The sequence below is a fragment of the Pseudotabrizicola sp. 4114 genome, from assembly GCF_031457365.1.
GTDB lineage: Bacteria > Pseudomonadota > Alphaproteobacteria > Rhodobacterales > Rhodobacteraceae > Pseudotabrizicola.
In genome coordinates, this window is record NZ_JAVDWP010000002.1 from 500,474 (window position 1) to 519,635 (window position 19,162).

The following is a 19,162-nucleotide window of genomic DNA, read 5'->3' on the forward strand; positions in this document are numbered from 1 at the left end:
CGAAAGACCTGACATGACCTACAAGATCAAACCAATGCCCGCGCAGATCCCGGCGGAACATCTGAGTCTTCTGGCGCAATGCGAAACCGCAACGCTGGGCCATTGGCGGCAGTTCGGCTTTCTCAGCCGTCAGATTCAGCCGCTGATCCCGCGGCGCCGCGTTGTCGGTACTGCGGTGACCATCGCCATTCCCGGCCCGGATTCCACCCTGCTGCATCATCTGCTCAGCCTGATCCGGCCCGGTGATTTCGTGATTGTCGATCGCCTGCATGATGACCGCTATGCGTGCTGGGGGGGCGGCGTGACCGTTGGCGCCAAGGCGGCGGGTGCGGTCGGTGCGGTTGTCGATGGCCCCTGCACCGATCTGGAAGAGATCGAGGCATCAGATTTTCCGATGTGGTGCCGGGGCATCTCGCCGATCACCACCCGGATTTACGATCTGGGCGGGGCGATCAACGTGCCGGTGTCTGTCGGCAATACTGTGGTGATGCCGGGTGACGCGGTGCTGGCGGATGAAAGCGGCGTGGTCGTGCTGTCGCCCGACGAGGTGGAAGCCGAGGCCCGCAAAGCGATAGAGACCCAGATCAGGGGCAAAGACCGCGAGGCCAGCGTACGCGATACCGGCGTCAAGCTGGGCGATCTGTCCGGGGCTTCTGCCAAAGTTCTCGCAAAGCTGGCCTGATCCATGCATCTGTTCTGGCCGGGGCCCATGGACCCCGGCCATGATCCCAACACGCATAGCACCAACCCGAGAGCCATCATGACACGCCCGCACCTGCCATTTGTCTGCGAAAAATCACCCGCCAGCGGCAGTGGTGGCGTCGTGGTGACCAACCATCCGCTTGGATCGGCGGCAGGGGCGGAAATGCTGGCTGCCGGGGGCAATGCGATTGATGCCGCCGTGGCCGCCCTGTTGGCCCTGACGGTGGTAGAGCCGATGATGGTGGGCATTGCGGGCGGCGGGCTGTCGCATATCCGGCTGGCCGACGGGCAGCATCTGGTGATTGATGCGCTGTCATCGGCGGCGGCGTCGATGCATCCCGAAATCTATCAACCGATTTCAGACGATCCGGCGCAGTACATGGATGCCAAAGACAATCGCAACCTGAGCGGGGCCTCGGCCGTTGCGGTTCCGGGGAACCTTGCGGGCTGGTGCAGCATGCATGCCCGCTTTGGTAAGCTGCCCTTTGCCGATGTGGTGGAACCTGCAATCCGGCTCGCTGAACGCGGATTTGTGGTCACGCATTATCTGGCAGGCGCGATCAGGGAGTCCGAGGCGGACCTGAGCCGCGACCCCGAAATGGCGCGGCTGGTGCTGCGCGACGGCGCGGCGCTCAACCCCGGCGACCGGATGCTGATGGGCGACTACGCCCAAAGCCTGCGCCTGATCCAGAAGGAGGGGGCAGCCGCCTTGCACGGTGGCGCGCTGGGGGTGGCACTGGCCGCACGCATGCAGACGGGCGGGCCGGATGCGGGCTGGGTCACGCTGGACGATCTGCGCGCCTACCGCCCCGTTGACCGCGCCCCGGTCATCGGCACCTACCGTGGGTTCCAGATCGCAGGCCCGCCGCCCCCGGCCTCATCCGGGGTGCATGTGACCCAGATGCTCAACATGCTTGAAGGCTACGACGTGGCCGCGATGGGCGTCGGCACGGCCGAATGCCTGCACCTGCTGGCCGAGGTGATCCGCATCGCCTTTGCAGACCGCCGCGCCTTTTCCGGTGATCCGGCCTTTGTGGATGTGCCGGTGGAGCGCTTGACCTCAAAACCCTATGCCGCCGAGTGCCGCGCGCAGATCCGCAGCGGCGCAGGCCAGCCCGCCCCCTTTGCACCGGGCCGCGAAAGTCAGGACACCACCCATATCACCGTCGCAGACCGAGACGGCAATATCGTCACCGCCACCCACACCATCAACGGGCTGTTCGGGGCGCGGTTCGTGGTGCCGGGAACCGGGATCATCCCCAACAACTACATGTCGAACTTCGATCCGCGCCCCGGCAAAGCACTGTCCATCGTGCCGGGCAAACGGGTGCCCACCTCGATGGCCCCGATGATGGTTCTGCAAGAGGGCAAGCCGGTGTTTGCCCTGGGCCTGCCGGGCGGATTGCGCATTTTCCCGTCGGCGATGCAGGCCATCGTCAACCTGATCGACCACCGCATGACCCTGCAAGAGGCCGTCGAGGCCCCACGGATCTGGACCCAAGGCCAGGAGGTGGAGCTGGAAGAAGGCTACGCCCCGCAAAAGCCCGCGCTTGAGGCTTTGGGCCACACGGTAAAGGTTGTGCCCCACATTGGCGGGGGCATGAATGCCATTGCGTTTGACGACAGCCTGACGGGCGCTGCCTGCTGGCGCGCCGATGGTACGGTGCTTGCCCTCGGGGGCGGCCTTGCCCGCCCGGGCGTCCGCTTCTGGCCCGACAAGGCACCCGCTGATGCTGCCGACCACCCTGCCGGCACGCAGACCTGATCCTGCGTGTCTGAACAGCCATCCGCTGATGAAACCTTGCGACGTTTGGATCAATCGTCTGCACGCCTTCAGTGGCAACGGCATCAAGCGGCATCGTAATCATGAGCGCCGCAGGTGCCGGTTCGCCGGGCTTGGGCGGCGTTGCTGCGCGGCTGGCACCTGTCTGAGGCCCCTCGTCCATAAGAAATGGCTCCGGGGTTGCCCCCGGAGCCATGCATCGTACTGACCGAAAAAATTCAGGCGTCAGACGACTCGTCTTTCTTTTCAGCGACTTCTTCGCCGGTTTCCTGATCGACCATCTTCATGCCAAGGCGCACCTTGCCACGGTCGTCAAAGCCCAGCAGTTTGACTTTGACTTCCTGGCCTTCTTTCAGGATCTCGTTCGGGTGGGTCAGACGCTTGTTGGCGATCTGAGACACGTGCACCAGACCGTCACGCTTGCCGAAGAAGTTCACAAACGCGCCGAAATCGACCAGTTTGACAACTTTGCCGGTGTAGATGCGGCCCTCTTCCGGCTCTGCCACGATCGAATAGATCATGTCATAGGCGCGCTTGATGGCGGCTGCGTCGCTGGAGGCGATCTTGATGATGCCTTCGTCGTTGATATCGACCTTGGCACCCGAAAGTTCCACGATCTCGCGGATGACCTTGCCGCCCGAACCGATCACTTCCCGGATCTTGTCGGTCGGGATTTGCATCGTCTCGATCTTCGGTGCATACTGGCTGAACGCCTGCGCCTGCGTCAGCGCCTTGGCCATTTCGTTCAGAATGTGCATCCGGCCATCTTTTGCCTGCGCAAGCGCCTGCTCCATGATCGCTGGCGTGATGCCGGCAACCTTGATGTCCATCTGCAGGCTGGTGATGCCGTTGGCGGTGCCTGCCACCTTGAAATCCATGTCGCCGAGGTGATCCTCGTCGCCAAGAATATCGGTGAGAACGGCATATTTGCCGTCATCTTCCAGGATCAGACCCATCGCCACACCGGCGACCGGGGCTTTCAGCGGAACGCCCGCATCCATCATCGACAGCGACCCGCCGCAGACCGATGCCATCGAGGACGAGCCGTTGGATTCGGTGATCTCGGACACGACGCGGATGGTGTAGGGGAAGTCGGTTGCCGCAGGCAGAACCGCCTGAAGCGCGCGCCATGCCAGTTTGCCGTGACCGATTTCACGACGGCCGGGCGGGCCGAAACGACCCACTTCGCCGACCGAATAGGGCGGGAAGTTATAGTGCAGCAGGAAGTTCGAGCGCGAGTTGCCATGCAGGGCGTCGATGATCTGCTCATCTTCGCCGGTGCCCAGCGTGGTCACGACCAGCCCTTGCGTTTCGCCACGGGTGAACAGCGCCGAGCCATGGGTCCGCGGCAGGATGCCGGTTTCCGACACGATCGGGCGCACGGTCTTGGTGTCACGCCCGTCAATCCGCGCGCCACCGTTGATGATGTCGCCGCGCAGGATGCTGCTTTCCAGCTTCTTGATCGCGGAACCAAGGTTCTCATCGCCAAGATCAGCTTCGGACAGCGCGCCCTTGATCGCCGAGACGGCGGCCGAGATCGCGTTGGTGCGCTCTTGCTTGTCCTTGATGCCGAAAGCGGCGCGCATCTGCGCTTCGCCTGCGGTTTTCACGCGTGTATACAGCTCCGAATAGTCGGCAGGCTGGAAGTCAAACGGCTCTTTGGCGGCGTCTTCGGCGAAGTCGATGATCAGGTCGATCACTGGCTGCATCGCGTCATGGCCGAATTTCACAGCACCCAGCATTTCGGCTTCCGTCAGCTCGTAAGCTTCGGATTCCACCATCATGACGGCATCTTTGGTCCCGGCAATAACCAGATCAAGCCGTTGATCCGGGTTGTTGCGCAGGTTCTGCATGTCTTCGACATCAGGGTTCAGCACATATTCGCCAGCCGAGAAGCCGACGCGCGCAGCACCGATCGGGCCCATGAACGGCACGCCAGAGATGGTCAGCGCGGCAGAGGCGGCGATCATGGCAAGAATATCGGGTTCATTGACCAGATCGTGGCTCAGCACGGTCACGATCACCAGCACTTCATGCTTGAAGCCATCGACGAACAGCGGGCGGATCGGACGGTCGATCAGACGCGAGGTCAGCGTTTCCTTTTCCGAAGGACGGGCTTCGCGTTTGAAAAAGCCGCCCGGAATTTTACCGGCGGCATAGTAGCGTTCCTGGTAGTGTACGGTCAGCGGGAAAAAGTCCTGGCCCGGCTTTGCCTGCTTGGCAAAGGTCACGTTGGCCATGACGCTGGTATCGCCCATGGTGGCGATCACCGAGCCGTCGGCCTGACGGGCAACCTTGCCGGATTCCAGTGTGAGGGTTTCTTTGCCCCACTGGATGGATTTACGAGTCACGTTGAACATCTATCGTTCCCTATATGGAAGCACCCACGGCCCCTGCCGTGTCTTCCCTTTGCATGGCGGCCCCATTGCCGCCGCCCCCCAATCCTTTGCATGCGGCCGGGGGCGGGCCTCACGTCACAGATGGCGGGGCCATACAGGAAAACCGGGGCTTTGGGAAGCGGGCTGTTGCGGGGCGGGGTTTGTGATCGGCGGGGCGGGGCGGCCGGTTTTCACCCATGTCCCGCTGCCAACAAGCCGGTCTGCGACAGAATACAGCACCATCAGCCCAGCGATTAACTTACGCCGCGGGCGGGGATCACGCAGGCGCGTGACCCCCAATAGTATCAGCTGTAAATCAGTATCAGCTGTGAATCGGCGGAGTGACTTCACCCGGTTGCGGTGGGATCGGGTCCTGGGCCGGTATCGGGGCAGGGTCGGGCATCGGATCGGGAAAGGTATCCGGGCTCGGCTGGTCTTCGGGCTGAGGGATGCTGTCGGGCGGAAGATCCATCGGCGGACGGCTGGCATGTTGATAAAGCATGGTCCTGTTCCTTTGCATGTGTCGTGGCCTCAGGGATCAACGCGAAACGGTGCCGGCTTGTTCCCGTGTTATTCGCGAACGACGCACATCCAGACCAGAAACCCGGTCCGCGTGGGCCCTGTGCGTTCGCCCGCTTCAGTCATGATGCTCAGGCAGGTCTTTGATCTGCTCTTTGGTCCAGGACGTGACCCCACGCACCGTGCCGGTTTCATCGCGCATCAGGCGCACCTGATCCAGACTGAGCAGAACCGGTTTGGCCCCGATGCCAAGAAAGCCACCGACATCAATGATCACTTCTTTCTCCCTGCCGAACCCGTGCAGATGCGAGATGGTGCCGATCTTTTCGTCATCCGGTCCGTAGACCGGCGCATCGGTCAGAATGGCATTGGTATGCTCGGTGCTGTTCAGCGGGGTATGTGTGCTGTGATCCATGTTCAGCCTCCTTTGAAGTCAGGGAAGGACAGTCCGGCACCCAGACCAAAGGCCCGGCTGCCGAGGCGCTGGGACTGCCCTCTTTGTACCATTGCACCCCGGATGGCGCCGGGGGTGTCTTCACCGTATCAGCGCCGTCTGCGCCAAGCTGTTCCCGCCCGATCGGCGTTGCACCCAAACGCCTGCGAACCGTGGCAACGATCAGTCGGCTACAGTGGCCTTGAGCTGCCGGAGCGTGGGGGGTGCCGGGTCGGGATCAGCGCTCGGCATGGCACCGGGTGCAGCGGCAGCATTGGCGACAACGGTTTGCTGCATGGCACGGATATCTCCGGCCTCCAACCCATAGGCATCCTGCGCGGCAATCTCGATCTGTGCCAGCAACCAGGTGTCCAGTTCGCGCCCTTCCGGGCACCCCATGGCCTGCCAGATTTCATAGGCGCGCATCCGAATGCGGTCTTCTTCACTCTCGGTCATCTGACTGTCACTCCCCTTGCGTGAGATTCCGTCTCATGTCGGATGAACCGCTGTTGGGCGTTGAATGTTCCCGCATCGTCGGGATTTTCCAAAGATCATGGGTCGATGAGGGGAGGTGTCTGTCATTCGGGTTTGCGGGTGTCAGCAGCCGTTCTGTGCGCGCCATGCGTCAAACCTGACAAGAGTGTCGGGGTCTGTTGGCGGGTAAAGCCCCCTGATCGGGATGCCACGCCGAACTTCTTCCAGAACAAAGGCCTCAAACACCTCCATCCCGACACTTTCGGTGGCAATATCATCGGCCAGATGCCGGGGAATGACCATGACGCCGTCGCCGTCACCCAGCATGATATCACCCGGATAGACCGCCACACCGCCACAGGCCACCGGCAGGCCGATATCAACGGCGTGGTGTTTTGTCAGGTTGGTCGGCGCCGATGCCTTGGCCGCGAACACCGGCAGGGTGAGCGCGGCAGCCCCTGGCGCATCGCGTATTCCGCCATCTGTCACCACACCTGCCGCACCCCGCACCTGTAACCGCGTCAGCAGGATCGACCCTGCCGATGCCGCGGAAGCATCCTGCCGGCAATCCATGACCAGAACCGCGCCCTGCGGGCATTCCTCGATGGCCACGCGCTGGGGATGATCCGGTTCACGAAAGGCATCCAACGGGTCGGTGTCGGGCCGGGTCGGAATATACCGCAGCGTATAGGCTGGCCCGACCATGGTGGGCGTGCCAGCGGCCAATGGCGCGACCCCCTGAACATAGGCATTGTGAAAGCCGCGTTTGAACAACAGTGTGGCAACCGTTGCCGTGCTGGTCTGCGACAGCAGCAAAAGGGTTTCCGGGCGCAGAGGAATGCTTTCGGCAGGCTGCGGATTGGGCATTTTCAGATCCTCTGATGGAAGGGCAATGACGGTCAGGCCGCGCGATGATTGTCGGAGATGCACAGGCCAGATGAGTCCGGCCTGTGCCTTGTGTCACGGCTTCAGGAAAACCGCATGTTCAGGAAAACAACATGCCGCCGTTGATGTCGATGTTGGCCCCGGTGATAAACGCCGAGTCGTCGCAGGCCAGAAACAGAACCAGGTTTGCGGCATCCTCGGGCACACCCTGCCGTTTCACCGGGGCTGCCGCCTCGAACCCCCGGCGGGCCGCGTCAGGCGTATGTATGTTGTGAAAATCGGTATCAATCATGCCGGGGCAAAGCCCGTTTACCCGGATCTCGGGCCCCAGTTCCTTGGCAAGCCCACGGGTCATGGTCATCACCGCGCCCTTTGAGGTGGCATAGGCAATGGCCCCGGCGCCGCCGCCGTCGCGTCCGGCCTGACTGGCGATGTTGATGATGGCACCCGAGGTCATGTGCGGCAGGCAGGCCTTGATGGTCAGGAATGTGCTGGTCAGGTTCAGGTCCATCACCGCCTGCCAATGCTCAAGCGACATCTCGGCAATGGTCTTGCGGGCGATCAGGCCGCCTGCGTTGTTGACCAGCACATCGACAGACCCAAAAGCTTCGACCGTTCTGGCCACAAGCTGCGCCACATCATCCGGCTTGTTCAGATCGCCCTGAACCGCAATGGCATTGCCGCCCGTGGCCTTGATCCGCGCGACGGTGTCTTCTGCCCCGGCGCTGCTGGCAAAATAGTTGATCGCCACATTCGCCCCTTCGGACGCCAGTTTAAGCGCACAGGCCTGCCCGATGTCGCGGCCCCCGCCGGTCACGATTGCCGTTTTTCCCCGAAGTTTCATGATCTGTCCTTTTGTTGGTGACCGCGCGTTTCGCGATCAAAGAAGCTCTGCCCGGCGGTGATCCCGCCGGGAATGCGTGCGACGACTGTGCGTGGTCTCGCCATGCGTCTCAGGCCGGGCCGAGAAAGTCCTGACGGCAGGGGGTGAAGATATCCAGCAGCACCCCTGCTTCCAGACAGACGGCCCCATGCTCGATATGCGGCTGCTTGTAGGTCGAGTCCCCGGCGGTCAGAACCTTGACCGTATCGCCGATGGTAAACTCGAACCGGCCCAACAGGATGTAGGTGATCTGCTCATGCGGATGGCTGTGCAGGGCGCCGACAGCGCCGGTGTCAAAGTGAACCTCGACACACATCAGATTGTCGTTATGGGCGGTGACCTTTCGTCGGATGCCGCCGCCAAGATCCACAAGACCGGTCTCGTTTCCGGCGAAATAGTTTCTGACCGCCATCGGGCCCCTCCTTGGTATTGTCGTTCAGATGCTCGTGCCGGCCAGCTTTTTCAGAACGACCTTGAACGTGTTCTCTTCGGCATCGGTGAAGTAGAAATCGGCGTCGTAGCCCTGATCGTCGATGAAGTGGAAAATCCGGCGCGGCGCGTCTTTGGGATAGGGCACCAGCAAGGTCACGATCCGCTGGCGCGCGGCTTTCGGGAACCGGGCAGTCAGGCAGGTGCTGACCGGCAACCCTTCGTATTCGGCCGGATCAACCCCGGGAAACCCGGTTTCCTGTTCAAGCGTCGGGGGTCCGCCTTCGGACCAGAGGATCTCACCATAGAACCCGGCCCGGTCGCCGGTATTGCGGAACGACCGGTTGCCAAGCTGAAAGGGCTGGTTGGCATGCAACAGCCAGTCGATCCCCACAGGTTCAGTGGCGTCGATTGAATCGACAAGGACGAAGAAGCTGTTGTTGAAGACATAGATTTCCCGCTCAACCAGCGTCACCTCCGGCGACAGCGACGCATAGGCAGCGGTGGCATCGCCCTTGATGTAGATGTGATCCTCGCGCTGTTCTGCCGCCAGAATCCTGCCGGTAGACTGCATCTGCATGGCCTTGTTGCGATCCGCATACTGGCCTTTGCCATTGATCAGAATGGCGTTTTTCGACCGTGTCTGCCGACGCCATTTCTGGTGCATGGTGCTGTTGAAGGCCACATAATACCCCGGCTGAATCGCCAGATCCTCGCCGAACGCCGACAGGCAAAACGCGTTCTGATCGCCGTGGCTGTGGCTGATCGACCCGAAGGGCGACGATTTGAACACAAACTGAATGTGCTGGTCAGGGTTGGCCATCTCATGCTGCACGCCGACCCAGCCGATCCCCTTGAACCATCGCAGCCCACCTTTGGGCGGAACGGGATCGACAAACGGGTAGTCGGTCCGATAGGTCATTTCATCGAAATGGGTGTCCCACCAGCCATAGTTGTAAAACGCCATTTCTGTGCCGGGGTTCAGCCGCAGCAGTTCGTCGCAATACCACTGGTATTCGCCGTTGCCGGTCACACCGGCAAACTGGCGCATGTTCAGCCCGGTCTTGATGCCCGGCAGATCCCCCATCGTGCTGTCGTCACCAAAAGAGGCACGGCGCGTGTTGGGCGCTTTGCAGTACAACGGGAAATCGCCGGTGTTCTGAAAGAACGGACGCTGGTAAAGATCAAGACCAGTAAAGGATTTGAGCAGGTTTGCGGCATCAATCAGATAGGCCATGCCCATCATCCAGTAATTCGTGCCCTCGGCCCAGCCGCCGTCGCTGTCACCCCAGGGGGAGTAGACGGTGAACAGGAATTCGATGCAGTAATCGAGCCACTCCCGAACCTCGTCTCCGTCGTCTTCCTCATCGCCCAAGAGCGCGATGCAGGCCGGGATCAGCGTCAGGGAAACCGATCTGACGGCGTGGCTGTCATAGGGGAACAGCTGGATATTCGCGCTTTTGATCGCGTGATGGGCGATGTCGCGGGTGCGTTCCAGCAGCGCGGCGCGCACTTTCGCGCGCTCCTCTGGGTTCAGTTCATCGTAAAGCCAGTCATAGCCCCAGGCCAGACCGTTGGTGACGCGGTACGCCCATTCGTCGGTATAGGCCCGCGAGGTTGTGCCGAACACGTCCCATGATGCGGCTTCCAGCAGCCAGTCCTTGGCGCGGGCCAGCATGTCGGCGTTGCCCGTCACCGTGCCGCCGATGGCAAGATGACGGATGGCATACCAATGCTCTTGCAGATCAATGTAGGTCTGACGCCAGACCGCAGCGACGCGCTGGTGGTTCGGATAGCCCTGCGGCTCGCGCATCACCTCGCGGTCCATCCACGGCAGGACCGATTTTTCGTAAAAATTGGACCAGCTGCAATGATCCGGGTCGGCTGAAACAGCGTCGCGGAATGCCGCCAGCTTTTTCGGGCCAAGCCATAGGCGTGGGTGCCCCATATCAACGCCGCTGTAGCGCGCCTTGCGACCGGGCAGGGGCGTGGCTGGCAGATCGGCCGCCACAACAAAGCTGCGGCTGGTGCTCCATGCGGTCGCGGGGGCAGCGGAGTTTGCGTCCCAGACTGCATATGACCAATGCCAGGGTCCCGGTTCCAGCACCGCATCGGGCGTGAAGAAATTGAGGGGAATGTTGGTGAAAAGCTGTGTCGCCTTTGCCGGATACTCGGGATCGGTTGACAGCCGCAGCACATAGGCCGCCTCGTCTTCGACCACCGGCAGCCAGGTGAACCGGGGCGGGTTCTCGGCCAGCGTGTCATCCGGGCCGGGCGCATACTGGATGTTGAGACGCCCGGCAGCAGGTTCGTCGAGATAGGCTTTTGAGTCGTGGGAAGGTATCGGCATCAAAGTGGTTCCTCGTGCCCTGTCTTGCAATCATGCATGGGAAGGGTGCCGCCCGCCGGTGTCCGGCAGGCGGCAACGGTGTCCGGCTCAGCCGCCGTATTGCCGCTTGTGGGCCGAGTTCATCACTTCGATGACCTGCGCATAGCCCATTCTGTCCAGCGTGGAGAGATAGGCGTCCCAGTCCGCTTCGACATTGCCGCTGCCAAGGATCCAGGCCTGCTGACGCTCCAGCATGTAGGTCAAGAGCGAGGGCCAGAACTTGTCATAGACCGCCTGTTCCTCTGCGTTGAACGCAACGCCAAGGAACTGGTCGATCAGCAGATCATTCGCCTCATAAAGCTCGATGCCTTCGCGGGCGGCCTCAGAGGTCCATTGCCATTCATAGCGGTAATCCTGCGGATAGCCGCGAAAGATCTGTGCGCCTTCCAGATACATCTGGCTGTTCACGGGCTGATCGCTGTTCAGCACCTCTGGCTTATAGACCGGCTCGCCATCCACCATGTCCCAGGTCTTGCCCTCGACGCCAAAGTTGGCAAGGTTGCTGCCTTCGGGCGTGAAGAAGAAGTCGAAATACTTGATCGTCTCGACCGGATGCTCGTTGGCATAGCTGATGGCCCAACCGTCTGGCTTGATCGGGATGCGGCGGTGTTCTTCCATCCGCACGCCATTGACCGACGCGGGCGGCAGAAACGGAATGAAGTTCATTCCCGGCACCTTTTCAGCCAGCGGGATATTGTATCCCGAGGTCGAGGCGAACCAGTCATGGGTCGATCCGCCAAGGTTTTCAGACAGCAGATAATCGCGCGACGATGCGCCCCGGGTAAAGATTTCGGGGTCGATCAGCCCTTCGGCATACCACTTGGCAATGTTGGACAGACCAACGCGATAAGCCTCTTGCGCATAGGGATGCACCACCTGACCGTCATCGTTCACATAGAAATCGTGATAGGTGTCCGAACCGGATGACCGCGCATCCCACAGGTTCAGCAGCCGCAGCACCTCTTCCCACTGACGGCCGAAATAGGGAATTTCATCCTTGCGGCCATTGCCATTCGGGTCCTGTTCCCGGAATGCCTTCAGCACCTGATAATATTCGTCAACGTTCTGCGGTTGCTCCAGCCCCAGCTTGTCCAGCCAGTCCTGACGGATGTACCACGCCCGGCCAAATTTGCCGTCCGGCAGATAGGGAATGTAGTAGTAATTGCCGTCCGCCGCAGAAATCGCCTCCATCAGACCGGGGTTTTCATCCCAGAACGCCTGAATGTTCGGGGCATGTTCCCTGACCAGATCATTCAGCGGCACAAAGGCACCTTCCGGCCCATACTGGTTCACCGGCTGCTGAATCGCGTTGCCGCCCACGATGTCCGGCAGATCACCTGTCGCAAGCAACAGGTTCATCGCCTCGCTGTTGTTCGTCGTATTGCGACCCGAGGTCTTGTCGATCAGATGAATCCCCGTCATCTCGCGGGCCGCCTGTTCGACCGGATAGATCTTGCTGGTGTCGCCTCCCACGCCATAGCCCTGGGCGCGGGGCCAATGCATGTGGATGGTCAGCTCCAGCGGTGTGTCGACGATTTTCAGATGCTCGTCGGCAAATACCGGCGTGGTCATGGCGGTAGAGCCGAGAATGGCAAGTGCCACCTTTAGGTTTCGCATGTTGGTTTCCTCCCTTGATACGAAATTCCGCGTCATTCCTTGACCCCGCCCAGCAGGATGCCCTTTGAGAAATACTTCTGAAGGAACGGGTAGATGAGCAGGATCGGGATGATCGAGCAGACCATGATGGCCGCACTGACCGTCTCGAAGGAATACGCGGCAGTCATGAGCGAGTTGGCGAACTCTTCGTCGTCGCTCAGTTCTGCAATCACCTTGCGCAGATAGACCTGCAGCGGGATCTTGCTTTCGTCCTGCAACAGAACCATGGCCCAGAAAAACCCGTTCCAGCGCGAGACGATGCAAAACAGCGCAACCGTGGCGATGGCAGGCTTTGAGAGCGGCATGTAGACTTTCCAGAGCACCTGGAATTCGCTGGCGCCATCCATCCGCGCCGCCTCTTCAAAGCTTTGCGGGATGCCTTCAAAAAAGTTGCGCAACAGGATGATGTTGAACCCGTTGACGGCAAAGCCGATGATGATGCCAAAGTAGCTGTCCAGTAGGCCCAGATCGCGCATGTTCAGAAAGAACGGGATCATGCCGGCGTGAAACCACATGGTGAAGGCAACCATCAGGTTCCAGAACCGCCGCCCGTAAAGCTGCGGACGCGATAGGGCATAGGCCCCCGGAATGATGAACGCGAGGCTCATCAGCGTGCCGCCGATGGTGTAGATAAAGGTGTTCTTGTACGATGCCCAGAACAACGGCTCGGCCAGCACCCGCTTATAGGCCTCCAGCGTAAAGCCGACCGGGGTCAGAATGACATTTCCGGCCCGCGCCTCGAACCCGCTGCTCAGCGACAGCGAGCCGATGTAGATAAACGGGTACAGGGTGGAAATCGTGAACAGCCCGATCAGCACCATGTTGAGGATGACAAACGCCCTGTCACCACGGGAATAGAGGTTCATGTTGGTCATGGCGTCGTCCCCCTCACCACAATGACGTGCGCGAATAGCGCTTCGCGATGGTGTTGGCAGTCATCACCAGAACAAAGGCCACGCCCGCGTTGAACAGACCTGCGGCGGCGGCAAGATCGTACTGCCCGCCCTGAATGCCCTGACGGTAGATGAAGGTGTTGACCACATCGGCGGTCTGGTAGGTGGCGGGCTGATACAGCAGGATGATCATCTCGAACGAGACTTCGAGCATGTTGCCGATGCGGATGATCAGCATGATGATGATCGTCGGCAGGATCGAGGGAATGGTGATTTTCCACATCATCTGCCAGCGGCTTGCGCCGTCAACGACCGCGCTTTCATACAGCGTGGGGGAAACCCCGGCGATGGCCGCCAGATAGACGATGGACTGAAACCCCGCCTCCTGCCAGATGCTGGTGCCGACAAAGATCGGGCGGAACCATTCGGGCCGCGTCAGGAAATAGACCGGATCAACCCCGAACCATTCCAGAACCGTATTCACGATCCCCGCCGAGGGCGAAAACGCGGTGATCACGATTCCGGCGATGATCACGGAAGAGATGAAATGCGGCAGATACACGATCGTCTGCGCGGTTTTCTTGAAGGTCTGGTGCAGAATCTCGTTGAACATCAACGCCAGCAGGATCGGCATCGGAAAGCCGAAGATCAGACTGTAAAAGCTGATGATCACCGTGTTCTTCAGCGCGCGCAGAAACTGCTCATTGCCGAACAGCGTCTGAAAATGCTCCAGCCCCACCCAGGGGCTGCCCGCCACGCCCCGAAAGATCGAGTAATCCTTGAACGCGATCTGCAGCCCATACATCGGCTTGTACAGAAAGATCAGCAGCCACAGGATCGTCGGGATCAGCATGACATACAGCTGCCAGTCCCGCTTCAGGTGGTCGCCCACGCGCTGAACCCGGCTGCCCTTGCGCCGCCGCAGCGCCTCGCTCGCATCTGCGACCAGCGTTTCAGTGCGCGGACCTGTGACATTGGGATCGCTGCTCATTGGGTCATCACCTGCCCGGGCAGGGCCTGCCCGGTTTTGGCGTCAAACACGCGGATCAGATGCGGCGCGATGGTGAAGCCCGAAACGGTGTCCAGAACGGTTTTCTGCCCCACCGTCTCGGTGCGGATGACAAAAGGCTCGCCTTGCAGCACGGCATGGATCAACGCCTCCGATCCCAGCGTTTCCACGATGTCGACTTCCAGCCGGACCCGGTCAGCGACACTTTCATCGGCCAGCGTCACGAACTCCGGCCGGATGCCCAGCGTTACCTCTTGCCCGACAGCATCGCGCAACGCGGGCAGGGGTTGCAACGTGACCCGCTGGCCGCCGAACTCTGCGACAGGCGCAGTCTCGCCCGCCTCGATTCGCGCCCGGACCATGTTCATGGGCGGCGAGCCAAGAAAGCTTGCGACAAAAGTATTGGCAGGATTGAGGAACAGATCCATCGGCGTGCCGATCTGCTCGATCCGCCCGTCATGCATGACGACAATGCGGTCGGCCAAAGTCATCGCCTCGACCTGATCATGGGTGACGTAGATCGAGGTAGCACCCAGCCGCTTGTGCAGCCGTTTGATCTCGGCCCGCATCTGGGTGCGCAGCTTGGCATCAAGGTTCGACAGCGGCTCGTCAAACAAAAAGACCTTGGGCTGCCGCACAATGGCGCGCCCCATGGCAACCCGCTGGCGCTGCCCGCCGGACAGATCGGCCGGGCGTCTGTCAAGATAATCGGTCAGCCCCAGAATGCCGCTGACCTCCTTGACCGAGGCGGCAATCTTTTCCTTGCTTTCCTTGCGGATACGCAGACCAAAGGCAATGTTGTCGGCAACGTTCAAATGCGGGTAAAGCGCGTAGTTCTGAAACACCATCGCCACGTCGCGGTCTTTCGGCGCGACACGGTTCACATTGCGTCCGTCGATCTTCAGATCCCCGTCCGAGATTTCCTCCAGCCCTGCGATCATCCGCAGGGTCGTCGACTTGCCACAGCCTGATGGGCCGACAAGCACGACAAATTCCTTTTCCTGCACCTCCAGGTCGATTCCATGAACGACCCGATGGGCACCATAGGCTTTCACGATTCCTGTAAGACTGACGCCAGCCATGCTTCCCCCCTGTGGATGCCGCCGCCACAGCGTCAGCAGTCAGGGCCAAGCGATTCGCTTTGCCCGTAATTCTGGTATACTAGTAATTTATCTGGTATACTAGTCTAGAATAGCGTAGGAAGAGACTCATGTCGTCAGATCCGAACACCGGAAGAAACCCATGAAAGTCATTGAAGTCACCGTTACCCCCATCGCGATTCCGGATGTTCCGATTGCGAACACAAAGGGGGTGCATTCCACGGTCTTCCTGCGGTCTGTGATTCAGGTGCGCACCGATACCGGCCTGGTCGGGTTGGCCGAAACCTATGGCGCAAAGCGAACTCTGGCCGGTCTGAGCACGGTAGCCCCGGTTCTCGAAGGGCTGAACCCCTATGATCTGCACGACCTGCGCCGGCGTACTGAAGCTGCCCTGCCAGATGCCGGCGGCGTGAATGCCCCGACGGCGCTGGCCGATCACAAGCTGGTAGATGTGGTCTATAGCGCCTTCGAACTGGCCTGCCTTGATCTGCAAGGCAAACATGCGGGCCGCCCGCTCTATGACCTGCTGGGCGGTGCCGTGCGCAAGACCATTCCTTTCGGCGGCTATCTGTTCTTCAAATTCGCCAAGCAGGATCTGACCTTTGGCCCTGACATCATGGGCGAAATCATGACGCCCGACGCCTTGGTCGCGCAAGCCCGTGACTTTGTCAGCCAGTACGGGTTCCGGTCGCTCAAACTCAAGGGCGGTGTGCTGGAACCGGATCTCGAAGTTGAAACCATCCTCAAACTGCGCGAGGCGTTTCCGCACCACCCTTTGCGCATCGACCCGATGGGCGCATGGACCGTGCCAACCGCAAAACGTGTTGTTGATCAGCTCGATGGCGTGCTGGAATATCTGGAAGACCCGTGCCGCGGCATGGATGCGATGGCAGAGCTGTCGGCCCAGATCAGCATGCCACTGGCGACCAATCTGGTCGTGGTCGAATTTGAACAGATCATCGAAGCGGTCAAAAAGGATGCCGTTCAGATCATCCTGTCCGATCACCACTATTGGCGCGGGCCACGGGGCTGCATTCACCTGGGCGAAATCTGCCGGGCGGCAGGTCTGGGTGTTTCAATGCACTCAAACTCCCATCTGGGCATCTCGCTTGCTGCAATGTGCCATGTCGCCGCTGCGACGCCGGGTCTGACCTATGATTGCGACACCCATTACCCGTGGTCCACCAAGGAAATCGTCAGCGCCGGGCGCCCGGCTTTCAAAGACGGTGCCCTGCAGGTGCCCGAAGGGCCGGGGCTGGGCGTAGAGCTTGACCACGAAGCGGTGGCCGAATTGCACGCCCTTTATAATCTCGCCATGGTCAAAGATCGGGACGACACCGACGAGATGTTGAAATACAAACCCGATTATATGCGCAAGGTGCCGCGTTGGTAATCACAGAAATGGATCAGGGAATTGTCCCGCACGCCTCTAAACCCGGACGGAGATGACGCAATGGCACAAGCCCCTCAATCCAGCGAGCGACGGCCATGCATGGACGATATCTACAATTATCTCCATGGGGAAATCCTGTCTCTGCGGCTAAGACCCGGCGACAAGATTTCCGAGGCCGACATGGCCGCCCGGTTTGGCGTATCCCGCCAGCCGGTCCGGGATGCGTTCAACCGTCTGGCCAATCTCGATCTGCTGGTGATCCGTCCGCAACGGGCCACCGAAGTCCGGCGCTTTTCCATGCGCGAGATTGAAAAGGCCCGGTTCGTGCGCGCCGCAATCGAAGGCGAAGTCTTGCGGCACGCTGCCCGATATTGCGATGCAGACGGAGCGGCGCGCTTGGATGCGGCGATTGCCGCGCAGGAAAAGGCAATCGTTGATCGAAACGTTGATGGGTTCGGCGCTCTTGATTACGCCTTTCACGAAACGCTTTGCCATATCGCAAAGGCAGAATTCGCCTTTGATGTCATTCTGGCTGAAAAGGCCAAGGTTGATCGCCTGTGCATGCTGGGCCTGTCGAAAGAAGATCGCATGCCGGAACTGGTCCAGGATCACCGGGCCATTGCCGAAGCGGTGAAAGCAAACGATCCGGTCCGCGCAGTCGAGATCGGGATGCTGCACCTGTCGCGTCTGGACAAAACCATCGAGCGTATCTCGGTGACCAACGCCAACTACTTTGAGCCGCCGGACAGCTGACCCGGCTGGCCGATACCAGCCCGCTCAAACCGGCTGATTGCAGCATCACAGCCTGCCGCGCATTGGTGTCGCCGCCGCGACGCCCCTTGGAACATTTGCCCGATGCCTTCTCCGCTTTCTCCGAACCGCTCAGACCTCCCGACCGGGCCAACAGCCCGCCATGTGTTTTCTCTGGCATGGCCAATGACGCTGAAGGCAGTCATTCTGCATGGCACCGTCGTGATCGACGCCTATCTGGTGGCATCGCTGGGCGAGACTGCGCTGGCCGCAATGGGTCTGGCGGCGGCCATCGCAGGGTTCGTGCTGGGCGCGATTCTGGCCTTTGCCAATGCGATGCAGATCCGTACCGCGCAGGCCTTTGGCACCGGCGATCCGGTCTTTCTGAAATCGGCGCTGGCCTCTGGAATGACAGTCAGTCTGGCCGTCGGCGTTCTCGGGTTGCTCGCTATTCAGGTTTTCGGGGGCGCGTTGATCGGCTGGTTGGCACCGACGGTTGAAATTGCGCAACTGGCACAGGACTATCTGGCCGTATTCTCGCTGGTGATCCTTGGCGAAGCCATCGGGCAATGCCTTTCCAGCTATTTCAACGGCTGCGGTGAAACCCGCACCCCGCTGTACAGTTTTTGTCTGTCGCTGCCGATCAATGTCGTCACCAGTATCATGCTGATCCATGGATATTGGGGCCTGCCCGCCTTTGGCGTTGTCGGCGCGGCCATGGGCAGCGTGATTGCCATTGTGGTTCAGGTGGGGTTTCTCGCCCTGCGGTTCTTGCGGATCAACGGCCATCTGCTGCGTATTCCCGGGTGGCGGCAGCCAAGTTTCGCAGGCTCTCTCAAACGGCACATCGGCTTTTCCCTGCCCATAGCCGCAACGTTTCTGAGCGCGACGATTGCGACCCATATCTGCACCCTGATCTACGCAAAGCTCACCGTGAACGAGTTTGCCGCCATGACGCTTATCGCACCGTGGATCATGGTGACCGGCACTGTCGGCATGCAATGGGCGCAGGCAACCGGCATCATCGTGGCGCAACTGCTGGGCCAGAAAGAACAGGCAGCGGTGCTGGACCGCTTTCTGAAAAGCGCGTGGCGCGGGGCGAATGTCGCATCCGCCCTCGTGGCCGCGCTGCTGCTTGCCGTCTGTCTGTCGGCAAATGCCCTCTATGCCGACCTGAACGTGGAAACACGCATGCTCTTGCTGGCGTTTCTGCCTGTCCTGCTGGTTCTGCCCTTTCCGAAAGGGTCCAATGCGATCTGTGGCAATACCCTTCGGGCCAGTGGCGACACGATCTATGTCATGCACATCTTCATCTGGGCACAGTGGCTGTTCCGGGTGCCGGCCACCGCCGTGGCGATCCTGTATTTTGATCTCTCCGCCGTCTGGGTGCTGTCGTTTCTTCTGTGGGAGGAATTGCTGAAGTTCCCGGCCTTTCACCGCCGCCTCGCACGGGGCGACTGGAAGCGGTCAACGATCTCGGGCTGAT

General features: G+C 60.6%; 17 protein-coding genes. 5 read left to right on the plus strand and 12 right to left on the minus strand.

Annotated elements, in window-relative coordinates; all coding sequences use genetic code 11:
• Nucleotides 1–13: 13 nt before the first annotated feature.
• On the plus strand, nucleotides 14–682 hold the full coding sequence (locus J2X53_RS06875) for an RraA family protein (RefSeq protein ID WP_349036733.1): 669 nt from the start codon (nucleotides 14–16) through the stop codon (nucleotides 680–682).
• A gap of 78 nt (nucleotides 683–760) precedes the next feature.
• The gene (gene ggt, locus J2X53_RS06880; protein WP_349036734.1) at nucleotides 761–2,467 is read left to right on the plus strand and encodes a gamma-glutamyltransferase; all 1,707 of its coding nucleotides are present in this window, start codon (nucleotides 761–763) and stop codon (nucleotides 2,465–2,467) included.
• A 236-nt stretch (nucleotides 2,468–2,703) separates the two neighbouring features.
• Here the strand turns inward: ggt and pnp are convergent, their stop codons facing one another.
• The 12 genes from pnp to ugpC form a co-directional block, all read right to left on the minus strand.
• Nucleotides 2,704–4,845 (minus strand): polyribonucleotide nucleotidyltransferase, encoded by a 2,142-nt coding sequence (pnp, locus tag J2X53_RS06885; RefSeq protein ID WP_349036735.1) that lies wholly within the window; start codon nucleotides 4,843–4,845, stop codon nucleotides 2,704–2,706.
• Nucleotides 4,846–5,185: 340 nt separating this feature from the next.
• Nucleotides 5,186–5,365, minus strand: coding sequence for a hypothetical protein (locus J2X53_RS06890; RefSeq protein WP_349036736.1), 180 nt, complete (start codon nucleotides 5,363–5,365; stop codon nucleotides 5,186–5,188).
• Between the two features lie 135 nt (nucleotides 5,366–5,500).
• Nucleotides 5,501–5,797 carry a PRC-barrel domain-containing protein gene (locus tag J2X53_RS06895; protein ID WP_349036737.1) on the minus strand — a complete coding sequence of 99 codons (297 nt, stop codon included), beginning with the start codon at nucleotides 5,795–5,797 and terminating at the stop codon, nucleotides 5,501–5,503.
• Between the two features lie 201 nt (nucleotides 5,798–5,998).
• Nucleotides 5,999–6,271, minus strand: coding sequence for a DUF2934 domain-containing protein (locus tag J2X53_RS06900; protein WP_349036738.1), 273 nt, complete (start codon nucleotides 6,269–6,271; stop codon nucleotides 5,999–6,001).
• Between the two features lie 141 nt (nucleotides 6,272–6,412).
• Entirely contained in the window at nucleotides 6,413–7,156 is a 744-nt protein-coding gene (locus tag J2X53_RS06905; protein WP_349036739.1) for a ribonuclease activity regulator RraA, read from the minus strand.
• 118 nt (nucleotides 7,157–7,274) lie between these two features.
• The gene (locus tag J2X53_RS06910) at nucleotides 7,275–8,018 is read right to left on the minus strand and encodes a glucose 1-dehydrogenase (protein WP_349036740.1); all 744 of its coding nucleotides are present in this window, start codon (nucleotides 8,016–8,018) and stop codon (nucleotides 7,275–7,277) included.
• Between the two features lie 109 nt (nucleotides 8,019–8,127).
• Entirely contained in the window at nucleotides 8,128–8,469 is a 342-nt protein-coding gene (locus J2X53_RS06915) for a cupin domain-containing protein (RefSeq protein WP_349036741.1), read from the minus strand.
• 24 nt (nucleotides 8,470–8,493) lie between these two features.
• Nucleotides 8,494–10,836, minus strand: coding sequence for a DUF4962 domain-containing protein (locus J2X53_RS06920; protein WP_349036742.1), 2,343 nt, complete (start codon nucleotides 10,834–10,836; stop codon nucleotides 8,494–8,496).
• Nucleotides 10,837–10,923: 87 nt separating this feature from the next.
• A complete protein-coding gene (locus J2X53_RS06925) occupies nucleotides 10,924–12,492 on the minus strand; it encodes an extracellular solute-binding protein (protein WP_349036743.1) in 1,569 nt (522 codons plus the stop codon).
• A 32-nt stretch (nucleotides 12,493–12,524) separates the two neighbouring features.
• Nucleotides 12,525–13,406, minus strand: coding sequence for a carbohydrate ABC transporter permease (locus tag J2X53_RS06930; protein WP_349036744.1), 882 nt, complete (start codon nucleotides 13,404–13,406; stop codon nucleotides 12,525–12,527).
• A 13-nt stretch (nucleotides 13,407–13,419) separates the two neighbouring features.
• The gene (locus J2X53_RS06935) at nucleotides 13,420–14,415 is read right to left on the minus strand and encodes an ABC transporter permease subunit (RefSeq protein ID WP_349036745.1); all 996 of its coding nucleotides are present in this window, start codon (nucleotides 14,413–14,415) and stop codon (nucleotides 13,420–13,422) included.
• The gene (gene ugpC, locus J2X53_RS06940; protein ID WP_349036746.1) at nucleotides 14,412–15,515 is read right to left on the minus strand and encodes a sn-glycerol-3-phosphate ABC transporter ATP-binding protein UgpC; all 1,104 of its coding nucleotides are present in this window, start codon (nucleotides 15,513–15,515) and stop codon (nucleotides 14,412–14,414) included. Before ugpC ends, J2X53_RS06935 begins: the two co-directional genes overlap by 4 nt.
• Before the next feature lie 160 nt (nucleotides 15,516–15,675).
• Here ugpC and J2X53_RS06945 point away from each other — a divergent pair, with 160 nt between their 5' ends.
• From J2X53_RS06945 to J2X53_RS06955, 3 genes are all read left to right on the plus strand, one after another.
• Nucleotides 15,676–16,926, plus strand: coding sequence for an enolase C-terminal domain-like protein (locus J2X53_RS06945; RefSeq protein WP_349036747.1), 1,251 nt, complete (start codon nucleotides 15,676–15,678; stop codon nucleotides 16,924–16,926).
• A 99-nt stretch (nucleotides 16,927–17,025) separates the two neighbouring features.
• Nucleotides 17,026–17,679, plus strand: coding sequence for a GntR family transcriptional regulator (locus tag J2X53_RS06950; protein ID WP_349036748.1), 654 nt, complete (start codon nucleotides 17,026–17,028; stop codon nucleotides 17,677–17,679).
• A 183-nt stretch (nucleotides 17,680–17,862) separates the two neighbouring features.
• Nucleotides 17,863–19,161, plus strand: a complete 1,299-nt coding sequence (locus J2X53_RS06955; RefSeq protein ID WP_349036749.1) for an MATE family efflux transporter — start codon at nucleotides 17,863–17,865, stop codon at nucleotides 19,159–19,161.
• Nucleotide 19,162: the final 1 nt, after the last annotated feature.

Excerpts from the sequence above, each read along its gene's own strand:
- ugpC (WP_349036746.1), bottom strand. The coding sequence starts at position 15,515 with ATGGCTGGCGTCAGTCTTACAGGAATCGTGAAAGCCTATGGTGCCCAT.
- pnp (WP_349036735.1), bottom strand. The coding sequence starts at position 4,845 with ATGTTCAACGTGACTCGTAAATCCATCCAGTGGGGCAAAGAAACCCTC.
- J2X53_RS06875 (WP_349036733.1), top strand. The coding sequence starts at position 14 with ATGACCTACAAGATCAAACCAATGCCCGCGCAGATCCCGGCGGAACAT.
- J2X53_RS06910 (WP_349036740.1), bottom strand. The coding sequence starts at position 8,018 with ATGAAACTTCGGGGAAAAACGGCAATCGTGACCGGCGGGGGCCGCGAC.
- J2X53_RS06915 (WP_349036741.1), bottom strand. The coding sequence starts at position 8,469 with ATGGCGGTCAGAAACTATTTCGCCGGAAACGAGACCGGTCTTGTGGAT.
- J2X53_RS06935 (WP_349036745.1), bottom strand. The coding sequence starts at position 14,415 with ATGAGCAGCGATCCCAATGTCACAGGTCCGCGCACTGAAACGCTGGTC.
- J2X53_RS06920 (WP_349036742.1), bottom strand. The coding sequence starts at position 10,836 with ATGCCGATACCTTCCCACGACTCAAAAGCCTATCTCGACGAACCTGCT.
- J2X53_RS06945 (WP_349036747.1), top strand. The coding sequence starts at position 15,676 with ATGAAAGTCATTGAAGTCACCGTTACCCCCATCGCGATTCCGGATGTT.
- J2X53_RS06955 (WP_349036749.1), top strand. The coding sequence starts at position 17,863 with ATGACGCTGAAGGCAGTCATTCTGCATGGCACCGTCGTGATCGACGCC.
- J2X53_RS06925 (WP_349036743.1), bottom strand. The coding sequence starts at position 12,492 with ATGCGAAACCTAAAGGTGGCACTTGCCATTCTCGGCTCTACCGCCATG.
- J2X53_RS06895 (WP_349036737.1), bottom strand. The coding sequence starts at position 5,797 with ATGGATCACAGCACACATACCCCGCTGAACAGCACCGAGCATACCAAT.
- J2X53_RS06905 (WP_349036739.1), bottom strand. The coding sequence starts at position 7,156 with ATGCCCAATCCGCAGCCTGCCGAAAGCATTCCTCTGCGCCCGGAAACC.
- J2X53_RS06900 (WP_349036738.1), bottom strand. The coding sequence starts at position 6,271 with ATGACCGAGAGTGAAGAAGACCGCATTCGGATGCGCGCCTATGAAATC.
- J2X53_RS06950 (WP_349036748.1), top strand. The coding sequence starts at position 17,026 with ATGGACGATATCTACAATTATCTCCATGGGGAAATCCTGTCTCTGCGG.
- J2X53_RS06890 (WP_349036736.1), bottom strand. The coding sequence starts at position 5,365 with ATGCTTTATCAACATGCCAGCCGTCCGCCGATGGATCTTCCGCCCGAC.
- J2X53_RS06930 (WP_349036744.1), bottom strand. The coding sequence starts at position 13,406 with ATGACCAACATGAACCTCTATTCCCGTGGTGACAGGGCGTTTGTCATC.
- ggt (WP_349036734.1), top strand. The coding sequence starts at position 761 with ATGACACGCCCGCACCTGCCATTTGTCTGCGAAAAATCACCCGCCAGC.